Genomic DNA, 19,551 nt, shown 5'->3' with positions numbered 1-19,551 from the left:
CAGTCTCTCATTGCACGCTGCGCCCGGCTTTCGCATTGAGCGCATCGATCCGGGCGAGCCAGAATGCGCTTGCGGTGCCGAACACGTTGTAGCCGACATGGGTTGAAACCTTGATCCGGTCCAAAATCGAGAGGTCGGTCACGGTTTCAAGGCGATGGCTGCGCGGATCGTAGACGATCAGCTTCAGCGGGGTCTGGTCGAGGATGTAGCGCGACACGGTATGCTCAGGATCGTTGCCGTGCTCCTCGCACAGCAGCACGCTATCGGCCTGCATCAGCCGCGCGCCGCCCTTCATGGCCTCGATCTCGACGCCTTCGACGTCGAGCTTGATCAGATATTTGCCGTCGGGCGCGATCTTGCCGTCGTCCAGCAAATTGTCGAGCGCAATGACCGGCACTTCCTCGCCGGCCGACTGGTCGCCGGCAATGCTGAAGGCCTCATGCTTGGTGCCGGACAGCCGCGCAGTACCGCGCGCAGCACCAATCGCGCATTTCATCGCCTCGAAACGATTGCCGTTGATTTTGGCATTGTTGGCGAGTTTTGGGAAATTCTGCCCCGACGGTTCGATCGCGATCGCCTTGTGCGAACCGAACGGCCTGCTCGACACCAGGACCGACCAATAGCCGTAGTTGGCGCCGCAATCGAGCAGCGTGTAGTCGACGTCGGCGGAGTCCAGAAACAGCAATTCGAGCTCGTTCTCGTAACTGTAGGTGCGGTTGAGCAGCTTGCTCCAGTAGCCGTCGCCATAGGGAAACTCGAAGGTAGCGTCGGGATTGAGTTTGATCTGGATGCCGCGCTCCGGCAGCGTCGTACGCAACAGATTGGCGCACATGTTGTAGCCGCGGTGCGAAAAATTCGACGCCACCTTCGACCCCAGCACCAGCGCAACCGCAGCCAAACGCTCCCACGCGTTTGCTCCTATGAGCGCGCCCGAAGCCCGGTCAAACTGGATGGGCGCCTGCGCCATCACCGATCGACCTCTCCGAACACGATGTCGAGCGAGCCGAGAATGGCGGAGACGTCGGCGAGCAGATGGCCGCGGCAGATGAAGTCCATCGCCTGCAGATGGGCAAAGCCCGGCGCGCGGATCTTGCACTTGTACGGCTTGTTGGAGCCGTCGGAAACCAGGTAGACGCCGAACTCGCCCTTGGGCGCCTCGACCGCGGCGTAGACTTCGCCGGCCGGCACGCGCACGCCTTCGGTATAGAGCTTGAAGTGATGGATCAGGGCTTCCATCGAGCGCTTCATCTCGCCGCGGCGGGGCGGCGCGATCTTGTTGTCCTCGACCACGACCGGGCCCTGCCCATCAGGCGCGCGCAGCTTGGCGATGCACTGCTTCATGATGCGCACGGACTGGCGCATCTCTTCCATGCGGATGCAGTAGCGGTCGTAGCAATCACCGTTCTTGCCGATCGGAATGTCGAAATCCATCTCGGCATAGCACTCGTAAGGCTGCGCCTTGCGCAGGTCCCAGGCCGCGCCCGAGCCGCGCACCATCACGCCGGAGAAGCCCCACTCCCAGGCCTGCTGCAGCGACACCACGCCGATATCGACGTTGCGCTGCTTGAAGATGCGGTTGCCGGTGAGAAGCGTGTCGAGGTCGGCGACCACCTGCAGGAACGGATCGCACCAGGCATCGATATCGTCGATCAGTTTTTGCGGCAGGTCCTGGTGCACGCCGCCGACGCGGAAATAGGCCGCGTGCATGCGCGAGCCGGAGGCACGCTCATAAAACACCATCAGCTTTTCGCGCTCTTCAAAACCCCACAGCGGCGGGGTCAAGGCGCCTACGTCCATCGCCTGCGTGGTGACGTTGAGCAGATGCGACAGGATGCGGCCGATCTCGCAATAGAGCACGCGGATCAACTGCCCGCGGCGCGGCACGGTGATGCCGAGCAGCTTTTCTGCGGCGAGACAGAACGCATGCTCCTGATTCATCGGCGCGACGTAGTCGAGCCGGTCGAAATAAGGGATCGCCTGCAGATAGGTCTTCGCCTCGATCAGCTTCTCGGTCCCGCGATGCAAGAGACCGATATGCGGATCGACGCGTTCAACGACCTCGCCGTCGAGCTCGAGCACCAGGCGCAAAACGCCGTGCGCTGCCGGATGCTGCGGTCCGAAATTGATCGTGAAATTTCGCAGATTCTGTTCATTCATGATCGTCAGGCCTTCGGCTCAGCCTTCTCGTCGCCCGGCAGCGGATAGTCCGCGCCTTCCCATGGCGAGAGGAAATCGAATTTGCGGAATTCCTGGTTGAGCCGGACCGGCTCGTAGAGCACCCGCTTCTCCTGGTCGTCGTAGCGAACCTCGACAAAGCCGGTGAGCGGGAAATCCTTGCGCAGCGGATGGCCGTCGAAGCCGTAATCGGTCAGCAGCCGCCGCATGTCGGGATGGCCGGTGAAGATCACGCCGTAAAGGTCGTAGGTCTCGCGCTCGAACCAGTCGGCGCCGGGAAACACGTCGATGATCGAGGGCACCTGCGTGGTCTCATCGGCCTCGGCGCGGATGCGGATGCGCTCGTTCAGCGTCGGCGACAACAGATGATAGACCACGTCGAAACGCTTCTCGCGGCCGGGATAATCGACCGCCGTCACGTCGACGATATTGACGAAGCGCAAGGCAGGATCGTCGCGCAAGTACTTCATCACCTCGACGATCTTGCCCGCCTCGACCGTGACGGTGAGCTGGTTGAACGCGACCGCATGGGCGCTGGCCGCGCCGCCAAGCGCGCTAACAATCGTCTGCCCAAGAGCGTCGAGCTTACCGTCGTCCATTGCCTAAAACCTTAGCGTTCGATGGTCCCGATGCGCCGGATCTTCTTCTGCAGCAGCAGTATGCCGTAGAGCAGCGCCTCCGCCGTCGGCGGGCATCCGGGCACGTAGATATCGATCGGCACGATGCGATCGCAGCCACGCACGACCGAGTAGGAATAGTGATAGTAGCCGCCGCCATTGGCGCACGAGCCCATCGAGATCACGTAGCGCGGCTCCGGCATCTGGTCATAGACCTTGCGCAGCGCCGGCGCCATCTTGTTGGTCAGCGTACCCGCGACGATCATGACGTCCGACTGCCGCGGCGAGGCGCGCGGCGCGAAACCGAAGCGCTCGACGTCGTAGCGCGGCATCGACACCTGCATCATCTCGACCGCGCAGCAGGCCAGGCCGAAGGTCATCCACATCAGCGAGCCCGTGCGCGCCCAGGTGATCAGGTCGTCGGCGGCGGCGACGAAGAAGCCCTTGTCGGAAAGCTCGTGGTTGACCTCGAGGAAGAACGGGTCATTGGCCCCGACCGGCTTGCCGGTCGAGGGATCGAGAATGCCCTTCGGCGCCTGCGCAATATCAGGCGAAGAACCTGTTGCTGTCGGGCTCAGTCCCATTCGAGCGCGCCTTTCTTCCACTCATAAGCAAAGCCGACCGTGAGGACGGCGAGGAACACCATCATGGACCAGAAGCCGGTGGCACCGAGCTTGCCGAACGCGACCGCCCACGGGAACAGGAACGCCACTTCAAGGTCGAAAATGATGAAGAGGATCGCGACCAGGTAGAAGCGGACGTCGAACTTCATGCGGGCGTCGTCGAATGCGTTGAATCCGCATTCATAGGCGGACAGCTTTTCCGGATCCGGCTGCTGGAACGCGACCAGGAACGGGGCGATCAGGAGCGCCAAACCGATCAGGCTTGCCACCCCGATAAACACCACAAGCGGAAGGTAATTTTGCAGGATGCCGGTCATCGGCGGTGCCTTTTCCTGCGGATTTGGCCGCAGATTCGTTGATTGGAATTATTCTTGGCTTAGCGCAGCGCAACAGAGGGCGCAAGACAAGCCATCTTGACGGCCTCGCCTGCCCTTGGCGCACCGGCAGAACCCGAAAAAGTGTTGCGTTCCTGCCTCGCCTAACCAACGCGCGCCGCGCCGCAAGGTGCCGAATTTCAGTTCAAATCCTTCTCGTCCGCGAGCATCTGGGCGGCCGTGTCGGTCAGGCGGTCGATCTGGTCGAGCAGCACCTTGAGTTCGTCCTTACTGAGCTGTTCCAGGAGGCGCCGATTGCGTTCCTGCGCGCCTGCCACAATGGTGTCATGAGCCGCCAGTCCCGCTTTGGTCAGGCAAACCAGCGTCTCGCGGTTGTCCCTTGGATTGACCTCCTTGGCCGCCAGCTTGCGCGAGACCAGTTCCGCCAGCGCCCGGCTGATCTGCCCCTTGTCCATGCCGACCGCTTCCGCCAGCCGTACAACACTCATCGGCGGCCGCCGGCCCAGCGAGGCGACCAAACCGAACTCCACCGAGGACAGCCCCGCCAGCCGCTTGTAGCGCAGGATCGCGCCGCGCTTGAGCAGGTTGGCCAGCACCATCAGCCGCGACGACATCATCACGGTAATCGGCGCCAATGCCTCGTCATTCCCCGCAGCGGGCGGAGGCGAGGTCTGCTTGCCCGACTTCTGGCTCATCCCCAACCTCTGCCAACAAAGCGGGCCGATGCCAAGGTCAGTCGCGATCGCTATCGGACAAGTCAATCGAGCGATACGACATTAAAATCGTTGACATTGTCATCGATCTATTTTTCACTCGGAGATCAAACGACCATGGCGCCAAAAGCCGTGGCGGGAGGAAGCGGCATGACCATTACGCAGCGGGATCGCGATCTCGGGACCGGCTATGCCATGAAGCCGTCCACCACCCGGACCGAGCTGACCTCGGTCGGCCGTGGCACGCCGATGGGCGAGTTGCTGCGGCGCTACTGGCACCCGGTCGGACTTGTTGCCGACGCCACCGATCGGCTGGACGCTGCCGATCGACGACACGACCTTCCGCATCTATGTCGCGGGCCGCGTGAAGAATTCGGGCGACATCGGACGGATGCGCTCCAAATTCAACGGCAAGTTCTGGTGGGACATGACCGAACGCGAGCACCAGCAATTTCCCGGCGATTACGAAGCGCAGGTCGGCCAGGGCCGGTGACGCTGCACTCGGAAGAACACTTTGGCCAGAGCGACCGCGGCATCCTGATGATCCGGCGGATGCTGAGCGATCAGCTCGAGGCGATTGCCGCCGGCCGCGATCCGATCGGCGTTTCCTTTGATTCAAACGCGGCGCCGGTCGAATTCGAGGCGGGGAATTTCATACGCGAGGCGTGAGCCGGCACGTCCAACAAGAAAAATATCGAGGGGGAAACCATGGTCGATCTCGCACCACAGGCGGCCTTACGAACCGAAGCCGCCGCAAAGCCCTCGATCCGGCGATATTACGTGCTGGCGCTGTTGACCGTCATCTATGCGCTGAACTTCCTCGACCGCACCATTTTCAACGTCCTGATCGAGCCGATCAAAAAGGAGTTTGCGCTCAGCGACACCACGATGGGCCTATTGGCGGGCTTCGGCTTCGTGCTGTTCTATTCGCTGCTCGGCATCCCGATCGCGCGCCTCGCCGACCGCTTCAACCGCCGCAACATCGTCTCGATCGCGTTGGCATTCTGGAGCGCGATGACGGTTTTCTGCGGCATGGCCTCGAGCGTGGCGACGCTGGCGCTGGCACGTATCGGCGTCGGCATCGGCGAGCCCGGTGGCACACCCGCCTCGCAGTCGATCGTTGCCGATCTCTTCAGCAAGAACGAACGCATAGGGCCGCTCGCGGTCGGCATGCTCAACGACGCGCTGAAGAACGATTTTGGCACCCAAGCCGTGCGGTATTCGCTGCTGTCGGCTGCGGTCACGACCACGGTCGGAGCGTTGTTGTTCATCTGGGCGGCACGATCGATACGCGCCGATATCCGGCGGGCGAGTTGATCCGGAAAGCCGGGCCCCTTCCCCTTGTTTTTATTATCGTTTTAATCCCAGCCGGCGTCCTCACGGCCCGCGTCGCTGTCGGCCGGGCGATCTGTATGTGATATACATCACGGATATTCGGCGGAAAACCGGCCAAAAACCGGCCGAATGAAACCATTTTGCCGAAACCGCGAAACCATCCTGAAACAGATAGGGCGTACATCGCTAGCCAACACAGGACGTCAAAGGCGTCCGGGAGGCATCACATGAACCACTCCATTCACTCAGCGGATCGCTCTACCCACCTGAAGATCGTGGTTGTCGCTCTCGTGGCTGGCATCGCGGTTGCCGCTTTCGGCATCTCGGCTCGGACAAGTTCGGAGTACAGCCAGACTGCCCAAGTTGTGAAGGCCGGCAAGGCAGTGGTCATCACCAGCGCGAACACCTCGACGGTCCGTTAAGTCGAACAAACTCAATGGAATAAAACGGCCGCCTTCGGGCGGCCTTTTTGTTTGCGGCTGGTTGTGAAGAGATCGGTATCAAGCCATTGAAATAATGGCGCGAGAGACGGGACTCGAACCCGCGGCCTCCGCCGTGACAGGGCGGCGCTCTAACCAACTGAGCTACTCCCGCGGATGCCGTAATCATGTTCTGATCCGCGCAGAACCGAGGGCATAAAGGCCCGCCCCCGCTTAGTCAAGGACGTTGCGAATCCCTGCGCCAGACGGGCGCTTCTGCGATTGTGGTGCAGATAATGGCCTGTTTTCAGGCTAAACTGCGCAGGCAGCGATCGGGCGAATCGTTTAAGGCCTGCTACGTCTGGATTTCTTGAAATCCTCCCCGCTCTGGTTGTATGGGAACCCCGGTGGGCACGGACCGGTATCGAACGAACGCGCTTGAGCCATTCAACCAACAAGGAGGGCCAGATATGGCGAAGAAAGCAGCGACTCCAGCCACCATCACACTCAAACATCTGGCAGCGGCGCTGGCCGAGGAACATGACCTGTCGAAGAAAGCCGCCGAGGCGATCCTGACCGACATGGTTGGCAAAATTGCAAAGCACCTGAAGAAGGGCGAGCGCATTCGTATCGTGGGCCTCGGCATCCTCCAGGTCCGCAAGCGCGCCGCCCGCACCGGGCGCAATCCCGCCACCGGCGAGCCGATCCAGATCAAGGCCAGCAAGAAAGTCGCCTTCCGCGCCGCCAAGGAACTCAAGGAAGCCGTCTGACCGACGCTTACCACTGATTGCAGCAAAAGCGTCATTCCGGCTGGTGCCCCGGAATGATGCTTTTCTGTTATAGAGCGCTTCCCGTGCTCATCTGTTCCGGATCGTCATGCTGGCCTCTCCCATCACCTTCACCCACGATGTTACCGAGCGCTTGCTGCGCTATGTCGTGATCGACACCCAGTCCGATCCGGCCTCGCCGACCTGCCCTTCCACCGAGAAGCAGAAGAATCTGGGTCGCGTGCTGGCTTCGGAGTTGCAGGCGATGGGGCTCGCAGACGCCCATCTCGACGCGCATGGCTATGTCTATGCGACGATCCCGGCCAATACCGACAAAAAGGTGCCGGTGATCTGCTTCTGCTCGCACATGGATACGTCTCCGGACTGCAGCGGCGCCAACGTCAGGCCGCAGATCGTCAGGAATTATCGCGGCGGCGACATAGTGCTGCCGGCTGATCCCACGCAGGTGATCCGCGCCGCCGACCATCCCGCGCTCGCCGACCAGATCGGGCACGACATCATCACCACCGACGGCACCACGCTGCTCGGGGCCGACAACAAGGCCGGCGTCGCCGAGATCATGGATGCGGCGCGGTTTTTGATTCAAAATCCACAAATCAGGCACGGCACCATCAAGATCCTGTTCACGCCCGACGAGGAGATCGGTCGCGGCGTCGACAAGGTCGACCTGAAAAAACTCGGTGCCGACTTCGCCTATACGATGGACGGCGAAACCGCAGGAAATATCGAGGACGAAACCTTTTCGGCCGACGGCGCCACCATCACCATCGAGGGCGTCTCGACCCATCCCGGCTTTGCAAAAGGCAAGATGGAGCACGCGATCAAGATCGCGGCCGCCATCATCGACCGCCTGCCCAGGAACACCTGCTCGCCTGAGACGACCGAAGGGAAGGAAGGCTTTTTGCATCCGATCGGCATCAAGGGCGAGCTCGAGAAAGCCACTATCGGCTTCATCGTGCGCGATTTCACCGACGAGGGATTGAGGGAAAAGGAAGCGCTGCTCGAAGGCATCGTCAAAGAGGTGATGAAGGACTATCCGCGCTCGACGTACCGGATGGACGTCAAGGCGCAATACCGCAACATGAAGCAGGTGATCGATCGCCACCCCGAAACCGTCGACTACGCCATTGAGGCGATCAGGCGTGCGGGGCTGACACCCGTGCGCAGTTCGATCCGCGGCGGCACCGACGGTTCGCGGCTGTCATTCATGGGCCTGCCCTGCCCCAACATCTTCGCCGGCGAACACGCCTTCCACTCGCGGCTGGAATGGGTCAGCCGCCAGGACATGGAAAAGGCGGCGGAGACGATTGTGCACCTGGCGATGATTTGGGAAGAGCGGGCGTAGACTGCGCCGTTTGAAATTACGACGCCCTGGCCGTCACGATCCAGACCGACGCCGGCAGCAGCACCGCGTCGCCCTTGGCGAACGGCATCAGCGCTTCGCGGATCGAATTGGCGGCGGCCCTGCGAAGTTCCTCCGGCTGGCCCTCCAGCGCCCGGCTCACCGGACCGATCTCCAGTGCGCCCTGCACCGCCCCATCGAGGCCGCGGCCGATCGCGGAATCCAGCAGCAGCGGACACGCCTCCATCTCGACGCCGGTAAAGCCCGCCGCGCCGAGAATCCGGCGCACGCGCGCCTCGGAAGCGAATGCGAATGGCCCGGGATCTTCCGGCCCCTGCTGCGGCAGTTTCGGCACGTGCTTGTAGGCGGCCGCAAGCGGCGCCATGAAGAACGGATTTTCGCGCGGCTCGCGCCAGCAGGCGAACGCCAGCCGGCCCGACGGGCGTAGTGCTTTGCGTATGTTGGCAAACGACAGCGCGGGATCGGCGAAGAACATCACGCCGAACCGCGAGGCCAGCACATCGAAACTGGCCGGCTCGAACGGATAGACGGTGGCATCCGCCAGAACGAAGTCGATCGGAAGTTCCTTCGGCGCAGCCTGCCGCGCCCGCTCCAGCATCGGGCCGGATACGTCGACGCCGAGCACATGGCCTGATGGCGCGACCTCCCGCGCGAATGCGATCGTCGTGGCACCGCTGCCGCAGCCGACATCGATGACACGCTCGCCCGGCTTCAGCTTCGCCCGATCGGTCACGAGGTCGGCGACCGGCCCGAGCACGACATCCTGCTCTGCCTGCCGCGCGGCCCAGCGCTGGCCAGCGGGACCGTTCCAGTAGGCGACCTGGTCGGCGTTTTGATCGTGACCTGTCGGGGCGTCCATTGCGCGTAAACTTTCGATTGGCCGGCTTGCCGAGCCGTAGCGCGTCAGCGCGAAGGCTGGTAGGCGGCGAGAGATTCGAACTCCCGACCCTCTCGGTGTAAACGAGATGCTCTAACCAGCTGAGCTAGCCGCCCTTGAGCCGCCTGTTTAGCCCTGTGGCCCCCTTCGGTGCAAGGGTCGGATACCCCCGCATGTTCGGAAACCCTAGTCGCCCGGCCGCCCCGGCAATCCGGCGATGTCGTTGATCCATGGCGCAGCCGAGCGGCACCAGATTTGCCGCGCCGGCTTGAGCTCATCGCGCTGGCGGATGCTGCCCCAGCGGATGCCCCAATCGTCCGGCCCGCCATCGCCGCTGGTGAACAGCGGGGAACCACAACCCTCGCAAAAATGCTGGAAGCGCGTGCGGCCGTTGTCGCCGGTCTTCGCGTAAATCTTCGCCGGCGCACCCGTCATGCGGATCTGTTCTTCGGAACAGATCACCGTCACCCGGTACGGTGAACCCGTCAGGTTCTGGCAATCGGTGCAGTGACAGATCGATACTTTCGCAGGGTCGATATCGGCTCGATAGGTCACCCGCCCGCAGTGGCATTGCCCGTCGATTTCCATCTCCTTCAACTCCGCATGGCCAACGGAGGTTCGACCCACACAAACAAAAACGGCGCCCGAAGGCGCCGCTTTATCATTTTCCAGCCGATAGATCAGTGGTGACTGATCGGGATCAGTGAGCGGTCAGGCCACCGGCCGCTTCGTCCGCGGCGTCGGTCTTGACCGGCACCTTGGTGTCTTCTTCCCAGACGATCGGCACCGGCGCACGGACCAGCGCCTTGGCGACGACGTCATCGAGCCGTGCAACAGGGACGATGTCCATGCCGCCCTTGATCGCATCGGAAATCTCCGTGAGATCCTTGGCGTTGTCCTCGGGGATCAGCACCGTCTTGATGCCGCCACGCGCGGCCGCGAGCAGCTTCTCCTTCAGGCCGCCGATCGGCAGCACGCGACCACGCAGCGTGATCTCACCGGTCATCGCGACATCGTGCCTGACCGGGATGCCGGTCATGACCGAGATGATCGCGGTGGCCATCGCGACGCCCGCCGACGGACCATCCTTCGGGGTTGCTCCCTCCGGAACGTGGACGTGGATGTCGCGCCGGTCGAACAGCGGCGGCTCGACGCCGTAGTTGATCGCCCGCGAGCGGACGTAGGACGCCGCCGCCGAGATCGACTCCTTCATCACGTCGCGCAGGTTGCCCGTGACCGTCATCTTGCCCTTGCCGGGCATCATGACGCCTTCGATGGTCAGCAGCTCGCCGCCGACATCGGTCCAGGCCAGGCCGGTGACGATGCCGACCTGCGGCTCGCTCTCGATCTCGCCGAAGCGGTACTTCGGCACGCCGAGGAAGTCTTCGAGCGTCTTCTCGGTGACCTTGACCGACTTCTTCTTGGAGATCATCAGCTCCTTCACCGCCTTGCGGGCGAGTGTGGAGAGCTCACGCTCCAGATTACGCACGCCCGCTTCGCGGGTGTAGCGGCGGATCATCAAGAGCAGCGCATCGTCGTCGATCGACCATTCCTTTGAATCGAGGCCATGCTTGGAGATGGCGTTCGGGATCAGGTGCTTGCGCGCGATCTCGACCTTCTCGTTCTCGGTGTAGCCGGCGATCCGGATGATCTCCATGCGGTCCATCAGGGGCCCGGGAATATTCAGCGTATTCGCGGTCGTGATGAACATGACGTTCGACAGATCGTAGTCGACCTCCAGATAGTGGTCGTTGAAGGTCGAGTTCTGCTCGGGGTCGAGGACCTCGAGCAGCGCCGACGACGGATCGCCGCGGAAATCGGCGCCCATCTTGTCGATCTCGTCCAGCAGGAACAGCGGATTCGAGGTCTTCGCCTTGCGCATCGACTGGATGATCTTGCCGGGCATCGAGCCGATATAGGTGCGGCGGTGACCGCGGATTTCGGCTTCGTCCCGCACGCCGCCGAGCGACACGCGCACGAACTCGCGGCCCGTCGCCTTCGCAATCGACTTGCCGAGCGAGGTCTTGCCGACGCCGGGAGGCCCGACGAGACACAGGATCGGTCCGGTCAGCTTGTTGGCGCGCGACTGCACCGCGAGATACTCGACGATGCGGTCCTTGACCTTCTCGAGCCCGTAGTGATCGCTGTCCAGCACGGCCTGCGCCTGCTCCAGGTCCTTCTTGACCTTGGACTTCTTGTTCCACGGGATCGACAGCAGCCAGTCGAGATAGTTGCGCACGACGGTTGCTTCCGCGGACATCGGCGACATCTGGCGCAGCTTCTTCAGTTCGTGCTGCGCCTTCTCCCGCGCTTCCTTGGAAAGCTTGGTCTTGGCAATCTTCTCTTCCAGATCGGCCAGCTCGTCGCGACCTTCGTCGTCGCCGAGCTCCTTCTGGATCGCCTTCATCTGCTCGTTCAGGTAATATTCGCGCTGGGTCTTCTCCATCTGGCGCTTGACGCGCGAGCGGATGCGCTTCTCGACCTGCAGCACCGAGATCTCGCTCTCCATCAGGCCCAGCACCTTCTCCAGGCGCTGCGTGACGGACAACGTCTCCAGGATGCCCTGGCGATCGGCGATCTTGACGGCCAGGTGCTGCGCGACCTGATCGCTCAGCTTGGCAAAGTCCGTGATCGCCTGAACCACGCCGACGACTTCGGCGGAGATCTTCTTGTTCAGCTTCACATAGCTTTCGAAGTCGGACACGACCGACCGCGCCAAGGCTTCGGCTTCAACCGAATTGGCGTCGGTGTCGGCGAGCGCGATTGCGGTCGCCTCGTAATATTCGGTGCGGTCGGAATATTTCTGCACGCGCGCGCGCTCGAGCCCTTCGACCAGCACCTTCACGGTGCCGTCGGGAAGCTTCAGGAGCTGCAGCACGCTGGCGAGCGTACCGACCTCGTAGATTGAATCCGGGCTTGGATCATCGTCGGACGCGTTCTTCTGCGTCGCGAGCAAAATCAGCGCGTCGTTCTTCATCACCTCTTCGAGGGCGCGGATCGATTTCTCGCGGCCGACGAACAGCGGCACGATCATGTGCGGAAAAACGACAATGTCGCGGAGCGGCAGCACCGGATACGAATGGCTTTCGCCGAGAACGATTGTTGGCCGGGTTTTGGGGGTTGTCATGGCCTATTCCTTCTGTTTTGCCCCCTTGCACGCAGTCCGCTTCGCTCAGCGCAACCGCCACAAGGTGCCGGGAGTTCCGGATCGCCCGGCCGCCTTCGCTGCCGTCTCTCACCGGATGATATTGCGACGAATCTCGAACGTGATTTCCGCCACCATTCGCATTAGGTGGCTATCGGGTATGGGGGTGTCAAGTCACGGAAAATGACCGCAAATTGCGGATCAGACGCGCGAAAAACGCTTACGCCACAGCGGCCGCCGAATCGTTCGGCAGCCGCATGATTGGAAGTTGTGAGTTCTGGCCGGCCTGACGGTATCAGGCGCTGGCGCTGCTCTCGACGGCCCGGTCCGAACGGTCCGCGTAGATGTAGAGCGGACGGGCAGTTCCCTCGACAACTTCGCGCGAGATCACGACCTCTTCGACGCCTTCCAGGCCCGGCAAATCGAACATGGTCTCGAGCAGGATGCTTTCGAGGATCGAACGCAGTCCGCGCGCACCGGTCTTGCGCTCGATCGCCTTGCGCGCGACCGCACCAAGCGCCTCGTCGGCAAAGGTGAGTTCGATATTCTCCATTTCGAACAGCCGCTGGTATTGTTTCACCAGCGCGTTCTTCGGATCGGTCAGGATCTTCTTCAGCGAGGTCTCGTCGAGATCCTCCAGCGTCGCGACCACGGGCAGACGGCCGACGAATTCCGGGATCAGGCCGTACTTCAGGAGGTCCTCCGGCTCGACGTGGCGGAAGATTTCGCCGGTGCGGCGATCTTCGGGCGCCAGGACCTGGGCGGCAAAACCGATCGACGTCGAGCGTCCACGCGCGGAAATGATCTTCTCGAGGCCTGAGAAAGCGCCGCCGCAGATGAACAGGATGTTGGTGGTGTCGACCTGCAGGAACTCCTGCTGCGGATGCTTGCGACCGCCCTGCGGTGGCACGGAGGCGACCGTGCCTTCCATGATCTTCAGAAGCGCCTGCTGCACGCCCTCGCCCGACACGTCGCGGGTGATCGACGGATTGTCGGACTTGCGGCTGATCTTGTCGATTTCGTCGATATAGACGATGCCGCGCTGCGCACGCTCGACATTGTAGTCGGCCGACTGCAAGAGCTTCAGGATGATGTTCTCGACGTCCTCACCGACGTAACCGGCTTCGGTCAGCGTCGTCGCATCCGCCATCGTGAACGGCACGTCGAGAATGCGCGCCAGCGTCTGCGCCAGCAGCGTCTTGCCCGAACCGGTCGGACCGATCAGCAGGATGTTCGACTTCGCGAGTTCGACGTCGTTGTGCTTGGTCTGGTGATTGAGCCGCTTGTAGTGGTTGTGGACGGCGACCGAGAGCACCTTCTTGGCATGGCTCTGGCCGATCACGTAGTCGTCCAGCACCTTGCAGATTTCCTTCGGCGTCGGAATGCCGTCGCGCGACTTCACCAGCGAAGACTTGTTCTCCTCGCGGATGATGTCCATGCAGAGTTCGACGCATTCGTCGCAGATGAATACGGTCGGACCCGCGATCAGTTTGCGGACTTCGTGCTGGCTCTTTCCACAGAACGAGCAATACAGCGTGTTCTTGGAGTCGCTCGTGCCAACCTTACTCATTCTTGTCTCCGTCCGCCGTTCGATCCGTTACCCGATCGACCCATTCCGGCACTCACACCGGACCTCAAGGTAGATAGAGCAAATTCCGTACCAGAAAAGACCCTAACTCAATTACGCACCGTGCGAATCACGGTTTCTCGAATCCCCCGCGATCTTAACCCATCCCACACAGCCAACCATGCTGACACCCGACTATCAAGAATTCGCTAATCGGGGCCGGAATGGCTATCCGTGACAATACCGTGATTTGTGGCGTTCGCACGGGGAGAAGTTCACGAAATCGTCCGAGCGTTGCGCAACCGCCACGCAGCAAAACCGGCACGAAAGCGGAACTTTAGGCCCATGCGCGGGCATGGGCACGCGGCTTTCGGCCACATTTGCCGATTCAACCAACCGTTAAGGTCAACGCGGGGTGTCGCTATCCGTTACCTTACAGGGTTTTCACCGGCGATACCTCTTCGGGACGCTTGTCGATCACCTTGTCGACGATCCCGAAATCGCGGGCCATATCGGCGGTGAGGAATTTGTCGCGCTCCAGCGCGTCCTCGATCGCCTTGTAGGTCTGGCCGGTGTGCTTCACATAGATCTCGTTGAGGCGCTTCTTGAGATTCAGTATCTCCTGCGCATGCAGCATGATGTCGGTGGCCTGGCCCTGGAAGCCGCCGGACGGCTGATGCACCATGATGCGCGAATTGGGCAGCGAGAAGCGCATGTCCTTTTCGCCGGCGGCGAGCAGGAGCGAGCCCATCGAGGCCGCCTGCCCGGTGCACAGCGTCGACACCGGCGGACGGATGAACTGCATGGTGTCGTAGATCGCAAGCCCCGATGTCACCACGCCGCCGGGCGAGTTGATGTACATCGAGATTTCCTTCTTGGGATTTTCCGCCTCGAGGAACAGGAGCTGCGCGACGGTGAGCGTCGACATGCCGTCTTCGACCGGACCAGTCACGAAGATGATGCGCTCCTTCAAAAGCCGCGAAAAAATATCGTAGGCGCGTTCGCCGCGGTTGGTCTGCTCGACCACCATGGGCACGAGGTTCATGTAGGTTTCAACGGGATCGCGCATTAGTCACCCCAAGGGTTAGTTAGAGGGTTAGTTAGTTATTCGGCGGGGGCGAACATCCATCGGCAAGGCCGCCAATCGAGGGCTGGCATGATTGCCGCGGGCGGACGAACGTCCCGTGATGCAGGACTTCAACTCAGAACTCGCAATTGCAAGCCGCTCACAGATATGAGCCAATTTCCCGGCGACAAGACCGGGGCAATCGCGAGCCGAACTCGACGAGTTCAAGCTGATTCGCAGGCGATCTCATAGCGACGGGTTCCGTCACCACGCCGCTTTCACCGTTCATCATTAACGTCAGCTGACCAAACCGGTCAGGCTGCGCTCTTTTCGTCGTCTTCCTTGAACAGGTCTTCGCGCGAGACCTTCTTCTCGGTCACGCTGGCCAGTTCGAGGATGAAATCGACCACCTTGTCTTCATAAATCGGCGCACGAAGCTGGGCCAGCGCATTGGCATTGTTGCGATAGTAGTCCCAGACTTCCTTTTCGCGGCCGGGCATCGAACGCGCCCGCTCGATCACCGCGCGGCTGACTTCGTCATCGGTCACGGTGATCTTGTTCTTCTCGCCGATTTCCGACAGCACGAGGCCGAGCCGGACGCGGCGGTCGGCGATCTTCTTGTACTCGTCCTTGGCCGCCTCTTCGGTGGTGTCCTCGTCGGCAAAGGTCTTGCCGCTCGATTCCATCTCGGCCTTGATCGAGTTCCACATCAGGTTGAACTCTTCCTCGATCAGCGACGGCGGCGCCTCGAACTTGTGGCTGTCATCCAGACGATCGAGCAGCGCCCGCTTGACGCGCTGCCGCGTCGCCCCTTGCGAATTCGGCAACCAGACGCTCACGCGCGGCTTCCTTCAGCTTGTCGAGCGATTCCAGGCCCAGCGTTTTTGCAAACTCGTCGTCGATCTTGGTCTCGCCCGGCGCCTCGATCAGGGTTGCCGTGGTCTCGAACTCGGCTGGCTGGCCGGCGAGCTTCTCGCTGGCGTAGTTCTTCGGGAATGACACTTTCAGCGTACGGGTTTCGCCCGTCCCGATGCCGACGAGCTGTTCCTCAAAGCCCGGAATGAATTGTCCGGTGCCGATCACGACCTGGATTCCTTCGCCGGTGCCACCGTCGAACGGCACGCCATCGATAGAGCCCTTGAAGCTGATCGTGACGCGATCGCCGGTTTCGGCCTTGGCACCCTCGGCCTTCGCGGCATAGGGACGATTCTGGTCGGCGATGCGCTTGATCGCCTCATCGACCTCGGCATCGGTCACCTCGACCACCGGCTTCTCAACCGTGAAGGTCTTGAAATCGGCGAGTTGGATCGTCGGCACCACCTCGATCGCCACCGTGTAGGTCAGATCGGTTTTGCCGGCGAGCAGCTCCTCGACCTCTTTCTGCTCGGTCGGCATGGTGATCTTCGGCTCGGTCGCGAGGCGGAAACCGCGGTCGGTGAAGATCTGCGTGTTGGTGTCGCGGATGGTCTGGTCGATGGTCTCGGCCATGACGGAGCGGCCATACACCTTCTTCAGATGGCTGACCGGCACCTTGCCGGGACGGAAGCCGTTGAGCTTCACCTTGTCCTTCAGGTCGACCAGCTTGGCGTCCGCCTTGGCATCGAGATCCGATGCGGGAACGCTGACCTTGAACTCGTGCTTCAATCCCTCGGCGAGGGTCTCGGTGACCTGCATGGTGTCAATCTTCTTCCGCTTGCGCCGGGCCAGATAGGCCCGGCAGTGTCAAATATTCGAGGCGTGGCCTTGTGCAGCCTGCGCCGGTGGTTCGGCTGGCCCTGGCGTCCCCCGACGGGGATGCAGGCCCTCCAGTATTCGTCATGCAAACGCTTGGATAGAGCGCTTGGTGCGGGCGGAGGGACTCGAACCCCCACAACTTTCGTCACTGGAACCTAAATCCAGCGCGTCTACCAGTTCCGCCACGCCCGCGTGAACAGCATCCATATCCGGCCGCGATGCCGCGGGCGGCGGGCTTATAACATGAGCCTACACCTCCGCAGCAAAAAAATGGCTGTTTTTGACAGCGCCGGGGCAAGGCGTCACAGCTAGGACAGATACAACAAAAATGGTCCGGGTCGGTCCGATGGCAAGCCCCGAATTCGCGCTGAATCGACGCGCGCTGATGGCCGGTTTGGGGGCGGTCGCGCTGGCCCCGACGTTGCCCGTGGCAGGCCGGGCCCAAGCAAATCCTCAAGCAAATCCTCAAGCAAACCCTCAAGGCCAGCCATCACTGGTATTGCAGGCCAGGCCCGACAGCCTCGCACTACGCCCGGCAAGTGCGGCCACGCCGGTCTGGTCGCTGCAGGGGCCTGAAATCACCTTCAAGCGCGGCGACACCGTCGCGGTCGACTTTGGCAATGGGCTGCCGGTGTCCGCCGTTCTCAACTGGCGGGGAATCGATGGCGTCTCGGCCATCGAACCGCTCACGGGACGGCCACCGATCGCAGCAGGCGGCAAGGAGGCCGTGCAACTACCGCTGCGCCATGCCGGGACCTTCCTCTGCGAATCCGGGCTGCTTGGCGATGGCCAAGCGCACCCGTCACGGGCTCGACCATTGATCGTCCGGGAAACCGAACCTGCCGCGATCGACCGGGAGCAGGTTCTCGTAATTGAGGACTGGCGGGTCAGGCCCGACGGAACCGCAGTGGCACCGGGGATCGATCCCAAGGATACCGTGCCAGTCCATACGATTAACGGTCAGATTTTGATCGATCTCTCAGCCCGGATCAACGAACGGGTCAGGCTTCGGATCATCAGTGGCTGCCAACGCTCTGTTATTGCTATCAAACTGGAGGGGCTTGAGGTCCGCGTAATGGCCATCGACAGCCAACCGTCCGAGCCATTCCAGGCCCGTAACGGTGCGCTGGTGCTGGCGCCGGGTGGACGGGTCGACGCCTTCATCGACATAACGGCGGCGGCGGGCACTGAAATTCCAATCCTCCTGCATGACGGCAAGGAAGCCCGCCTCATCGGCAAATACTCCGTCTCTCACGCTCCACCGATCCGCCCGGACCCGCTGCCACCGGCCCCGCCACTGCCCTCCAACGGCCTCCCCGAACGGCTCGACCTCAAGAACGCCACCCGGGTCGATCTGGCGCTCGGCGGCCCCCAGGGCGACTGGGTGACGCCGGCCAGCTTTGCCGCTACAGCCGCCCCCGCCTTCCGCGCCAAAACCGGTCGCACCGTGGTGCTGGCGCTGACCAACCGCGCCGCCATCGCCACCGTGTTCCACCTCCACGGTCATCATTTCCGGCTGCTCGACCGGCTCGATGACGGCTGGAAGCCGTTCTGGCTGGATACGCTGGCGATCGAGCCCGGCCAGACCCAGCGGATCGCCTTTTTGGCCGAACATGCCGGGCGCTACCTGATCGAATCCGTCGCCACCGATTGGGCATCGCCGCGGCTGGTGCGGTGGTACGCTGTCGAGTGAGGAGGACGCCATGAGCAAGCCCATTCCCGCCATCCGCAGCGTCAAGGCGCGAGGCGTCGTCGTGCCGCTCGCGCGCCCCGTGAAGAACGCCTTTGGCGTGATCGATGTGGGGCCGCTGGTCCTGATCGATGTCGAGACCGATCACGGCATTACCGGCCATTCCTATATTTTCGCCTACGCCAGGCTGACGCTGAAGCCGCTGGTCCATCTGATCGAGGAGATCGGGCGAGAACTGATCGGCAAGCCGATCGCGCCCTGCGACTTGATGGCGGCGATGGACGCCAAATTCCGCCTGCTCAGCTGGCAGGGCCTGGTCGGCATGGCAGTGTCCGGCCTCGACATGGCCTATTGGGATGCGCTCGGCCAGATCGCCGGTCGGCCGGTGGCCGAGTTGCTCGGCGGCTCGGCAAAACCGATCAAGGCCTATGACAGTTATGGCGTGGTTGATCCGGTGGCCGACGAAAAGGCGCTGCGCCGCTCGCTGGAGCAGGGTTTTCGCGGCATCAAGATCAAGGGCGGCGACGGCGATGCCGCCAACGACGAGCGCGTGGTCAAGGGCGTGCGCGCGCTGATCGGTCCCGATGTCGCGCTGATGATCGACTTCAACCAGTCGCTCGATCCCGCGGAAGCTGTGCGGCGGATCGCCCGCCTCGAACCCTACGACCTTCACTGGATCGAGGAGCCGGTGCCGCAGGAAAACCTGTCAGGCCACGCAAAAGTGCGCGAGACGTCGCCGATACCTATTCAGGCCGGCGAGAACTGGTGGTTCCCGCGCGGCTTTGCGGAGGCAATCGAAGCCGGCGCCAGCGACTTCATCATGCCCGATTTGATGAAGTGCGGCGGCGTCACCGGCTGGCTGCAGGTCGCAGCGCAAGCGGAAGCCGCGAACATTCCAATGTCGAGCCACCTGTTTGCGGAGGCCAGCGCCCATATGCTGGCGGTGACGCCGACCGCCCACTGGCTGGAATTCCTCGATTTCGCCAGCGTGATCCTCGCCAAGCCCGCCGAGATCGTCGATGGCACGGTGACTGCGCGGGGCCCCGGCCTCGGGCTGGAGTGGGATGAGACGGCGGTGGCGAAGTATCTGGTCGGATAACGCGT

The 19,551-nt window shown here is 62.2% G+C and carries 16 protein-coding genes, 3 tRNA genes and 3 pseudogenes; 7 read left to right on the top strand and 15 right to left on the bottom strand.

Features of this window, described 5'->3' with window-relative positions; genetic code table 11:
- Positions 1–7: 7 nt before the first annotated feature.
- The 6 genes from V1288_RS26215 to V1288_RS26190 form a co-directional block, all read right to left on the bottom strand.
- Positions 8–967, bottom strand: a complete 960-nt coding sequence (locus tag V1288_RS26215; protein ID WP_334359779.1) for an FkbM family methyltransferase — start codon at positions 965–967, stop codon at positions 8–10.
- Complete coding sequence (locus V1288_RS26210; RefSeq protein WP_334359778.1) at positions 967–2,157, bottom strand: NADH-quinone oxidoreductase subunit D; 1,191 nt, start codon at positions 2,155–2,157, stop codon at positions 967–969. Before V1288_RS26210 ends, V1288_RS26215 begins: the two co-directional genes overlap by 1 nt.
- A gap of 5 nt (positions 2,158–2,162) precedes the next feature.
- The gene (locus V1288_RS26205) at positions 2,163–2,774 is read right to left on the bottom strand and encodes an NADH-quinone oxidoreductase subunit C (RefSeq protein ID WP_334359777.1); all 612 of its coding nucleotides are present in this window, start codon (positions 2,772–2,774) and stop codon (positions 2,163–2,165) included.
- A gap of 11 nt (positions 2,775–2,785) precedes the next feature.
- Complete coding sequence (locus V1288_RS26200; protein ID WP_409410770.1) at positions 2,786–3,376, bottom strand: NuoB/complex I 20 kDa subunit family protein; 591 nt, start codon at positions 3,374–3,376, stop codon at positions 2,786–2,788.
- Positions 3,367–3,732, bottom strand: coding sequence for an NADH-quinone oxidoreductase subunit A (locus V1288_RS26195; protein ID WP_057856661.1), 366 nt, complete (start codon positions 3,730–3,732; stop codon positions 3,367–3,369). The genes V1288_RS26200 and V1288_RS26195 overlap by 10 nt, the downstream gene beginning before the upstream one ends.
- Before the next feature lie 197 nt (positions 3,733–3,929).
- Positions 3,930–4,445, bottom strand: coding sequence for a MarR family winged helix-turn-helix transcriptional regulator (locus tag V1288_RS26190; protein ID WP_334359776.1), 516 nt, complete (start codon positions 4,443–4,445; stop codon positions 3,930–3,932).
- Between the two features lie 325 nt (positions 4,446–4,770).
- Here V1288_RS26190 and V1288_RS26185 point away from each other — a divergent pair.
- The 3 genes and pseudogenes from V1288_RS26185 to V1288_RS26175 all read left to right on the top strand — a co-directional run.
- Positions 4,771–5,132 (top strand): annotated as a pseudogene (locus V1288_RS26185) (aromatic ring-hydroxylating dioxygenase subunit alpha); the annotation flags it as partial.
- A 39-nt stretch (positions 5,133–5,171) separates the two neighbouring features.
- Positions 5,172–5,636: pseudogene (locus tag V1288_RS26180) on the top strand (MFS transporter); the annotation flags it as partial.
- A gap of 389 nt (positions 5,637–6,025) precedes the next feature.
- Positions 6,026–6,220 (top strand): hypothetical protein, encoded by a 195-nt coding sequence (locus V1288_RS26175; RefSeq protein WP_334359774.1) that lies wholly within the window; start codon positions 6,026–6,028, stop codon positions 6,218–6,220.
- A gap of 95 nt (positions 6,221–6,315) precedes the next feature.
- Here the strand turns inward: V1288_RS26175 and V1288_RS26170 are convergent.
- A tRNA-Asp gene (locus V1288_RS26170) sits at positions 6,316–6,392 on the bottom strand.
- Between the two features lie 295 nt (positions 6,393–6,687).
- Between V1288_RS26170 and V1288_RS26165 the strand changes: the two genes are divergently transcribed.
- Both V1288_RS26165 and pepT read left to right on the top strand, forming a co-directional pair.
- Complete coding sequence (locus V1288_RS26165; RefSeq protein ID WP_212419163.1) at positions 6,688–6,987, top strand: HU family DNA-binding protein; 300 nt, start codon at positions 6,688–6,690, stop codon at positions 6,985–6,987.
- Between the two features lie 106 nt (positions 6,988–7,093).
- Positions 7,094–8,350 carry a peptidase T gene (gene pepT / locus V1288_RS26160; RefSeq protein ID WP_334359773.1) on the top strand — a complete coding sequence of 419 codons (1,257 nt, stop codon included), beginning with the start codon at positions 7,094–7,096 and terminating at the stop codon, positions 8,348–8,350.
- Between the two features lie 16 nt (positions 8,351–8,366).
- Here pepT and V1288_RS26155 read toward each other — a convergent pair whose 3' ends face one another.
- The 8 genes and pseudogenes from V1288_RS26155 to V1288_RS26120 all read right to left on the bottom strand — a co-directional run bounded on the left by V1288_RS26155 (position 8,367) and on the right by V1288_RS26120 (position 16,949).
- Entirely contained in the window at positions 8,367–9,227 is an 861-nt protein-coding gene (locus V1288_RS26155; RefSeq protein WP_334359772.1) for a class I SAM-dependent methyltransferase, read from the bottom strand.
- 57 nt (positions 9,228–9,284) lie between these two features.
- A tRNA-Val gene (locus V1288_RS26150) sits at positions 9,285–9,361 on the bottom strand.
- A 70-nt stretch (positions 9,362–9,431) separates the two neighbouring features.
- Entirely contained in the window at positions 9,432–9,833 is a 402-nt protein-coding gene (locus V1288_RS26145; protein WP_334359771.1) for a GFA family protein, read from the bottom strand.
- A gap of 112 nt (positions 9,834–9,945) precedes the next feature.
- A complete protein-coding gene (gene lon / locus V1288_RS26140) occupies positions 9,946–12,372 on the bottom strand; it encodes an endopeptidase La (protein ID WP_334359770.1) in 2,427 nt (808 codons plus the stop codon).
- 313 nt (positions 12,373–12,685) lie between these two features.
- Positions 12,686–13,960 carry an ATP-dependent Clp protease ATP-binding subunit ClpX gene (clpX, locus tag V1288_RS26135; RefSeq protein ID WP_028345767.1) on the bottom strand — a complete coding sequence of 425 codons (1,275 nt, stop codon included), beginning with the start codon at positions 13,958–13,960 and terminating at the stop codon, positions 12,686–12,688.
- A 430-nt stretch (positions 13,961–14,390) separates the two neighbouring features.
- Positions 14,391–15,026, bottom strand: a complete 636-nt coding sequence (locus V1288_RS26130; RefSeq protein WP_334359769.1) for an ATP-dependent Clp protease proteolytic subunit — start codon at positions 15,024–15,026, stop codon at positions 14,391–14,393.
- A gap of 311 nt (positions 15,027–15,337) precedes the next feature.
- A pseudogene (gene tig / locus V1288_RS26125) lies at positions 15,338–16,697 on the bottom strand (trigger factor).
- A gap of 167 nt (positions 16,698–16,864) precedes the next feature.
- Positions 16,865–16,949, bottom strand: a tRNA-Leu gene (locus V1288_RS26120).
- 154 nt (positions 16,950–17,103) lie between these two features.
- On the opposite strand from V1288_RS26120, the gene V1288_RS26115 reads away from it, so the two are divergent.
- Both V1288_RS26115 and V1288_RS26110 read left to right on the top strand, forming a co-directional pair.
- Positions 17,104–18,450, top strand: a complete 1,347-nt coding sequence (locus tag V1288_RS26115; RefSeq protein WP_334359768.1) for a multicopper oxidase family protein — start codon at positions 17,104–17,106, stop codon at positions 18,448–18,450.
- A gap of 10 nt (positions 18,451–18,460) precedes the next feature.
- Positions 18,461–19,546 (top strand): enolase C-terminal domain-like protein, encoded by a 1,086-nt coding sequence (locus V1288_RS26110; RefSeq protein ID WP_334359767.1) that lies wholly within the window; start codon positions 18,461–18,463, stop codon positions 19,544–19,546.
- The last annotated feature ends 5 nt before the right edge of the window (positions 19,547–19,551 follow it).

The sequence above is a fragment of the Bradyrhizobium sp. AZCC 2176 genome, from assembly GCF_036924645.1.
GTDB lineage: Bacteria > Pseudomonadota > Alphaproteobacteria > Rhizobiales > Xanthobacteraceae > Bradyrhizobium.
This window is presented reverse-complemented; position numbering and strand designations above follow the sequence as displayed.

What these genes read in the sequence shown, in the direction of transcription:
- V1288_RS26190 (WP_334359776.1), bottom strand. Translation starts at nt 4,445, where the DNA reads ATGAGCCAGAAGTCGGGCAAGCAGACCTCGCCTCCGCCCGCTGCGGGG.
- V1288_RS26155 (WP_334359772.1), bottom strand. Translation starts at nt 9,227, where the DNA reads ATGGACGCCCCGACAGGTCACGATCAAAACGCCGACCAGGTCGCCTAC.
- pepT (WP_334359773.1), top strand. Translation starts at nt 7,094, where the DNA reads ATGCTGGCCTCTCCCATCACCTTCACCCACGATGTTACCGAGCGCTTG.
- V1288_RS26145 (WP_334359771.1), bottom strand. Translation starts at nt 9,833, where the DNA reads ATGGAAATCGACGGGCAATGCCACTGCGGGCGGGTGACCTATCGAGCC.
- lon (WP_334359770.1), bottom strand. Translation starts at nt 12,372, where the DNA reads ATGACAACCCCCAAAACCCGGCCAACAATCGTTCTCGGCGAAAGCCAT.
- V1288_RS26110 (WP_334359767.1), top strand. Translation starts at nt 18,461, where the DNA reads ATGAGCAAGCCCATTCCCGCCATCCGCAGCGTCAAGGCGCGAGGCGTC.
- V1288_RS26205 (WP_334359777.1), bottom strand. Translation starts at nt 2,774, where the DNA reads ATGGACGACGGTAAGCTCGACGCTCTTGGGCAGACGATTGTTAGCGCG.
- V1288_RS26210 (WP_334359778.1), bottom strand. Translation starts at nt 2,157, where the DNA reads ATGAATGAACAGAATCTGCGAAATTTCACGATCAATTTCGGACCGCAG.
- V1288_RS26165 (WP_212419163.1), top strand. Translation starts at nt 6,688, where the DNA reads ATGGCGAAGAAAGCAGCGACTCCAGCCACCATCACACTCAAACATCTG.
- V1288_RS26130 (WP_334359769.1), bottom strand. Translation starts at nt 15,026, where the DNA reads ATGCGCGATCCCGTTGAAACCTACATGAACCTCGTGCCCATGGTGGTC.
- clpX (WP_028345767.1), bottom strand. Translation starts at nt 13,960, where the DNA reads ATGAGTAAGGTTGGCACGAGCGACTCCAAGAACACGCTGTATTGCTCG.
- V1288_RS26115 (WP_334359768.1), top strand. Translation starts at nt 17,104, where the DNA reads ATGGCAAGCCCCGAATTCGCGCTGAATCGACGCGCGCTGATGGCCGGT.
- V1288_RS26215 (WP_334359779.1), bottom strand. Translation starts at nt 967, where the DNA reads ATGGCGCAGGCGCCCATCCAGTTTGACCGGGCTTCGGGCGCGCTCATA.
- V1288_RS26200 (WP_409410770.1), bottom strand. Translation starts at nt 3,376, where the DNA reads ATGGGACTGAGCCCGACAGCAACAGGTTCTTCGCCTGATATTGCGCAG.
- V1288_RS26175 (WP_334359774.1), top strand. Translation starts at nt 6,026, where the DNA reads ATGAACCACTCCATTCACTCAGCGGATCGCTCTACCCACCTGAAGATC.
- V1288_RS26195 (WP_057856661.1), bottom strand. Translation starts at nt 3,732, where the DNA reads ATGACCGGCATCCTGCAAAATTACCTTCCGCTTGTGGTGTTTATCGGG.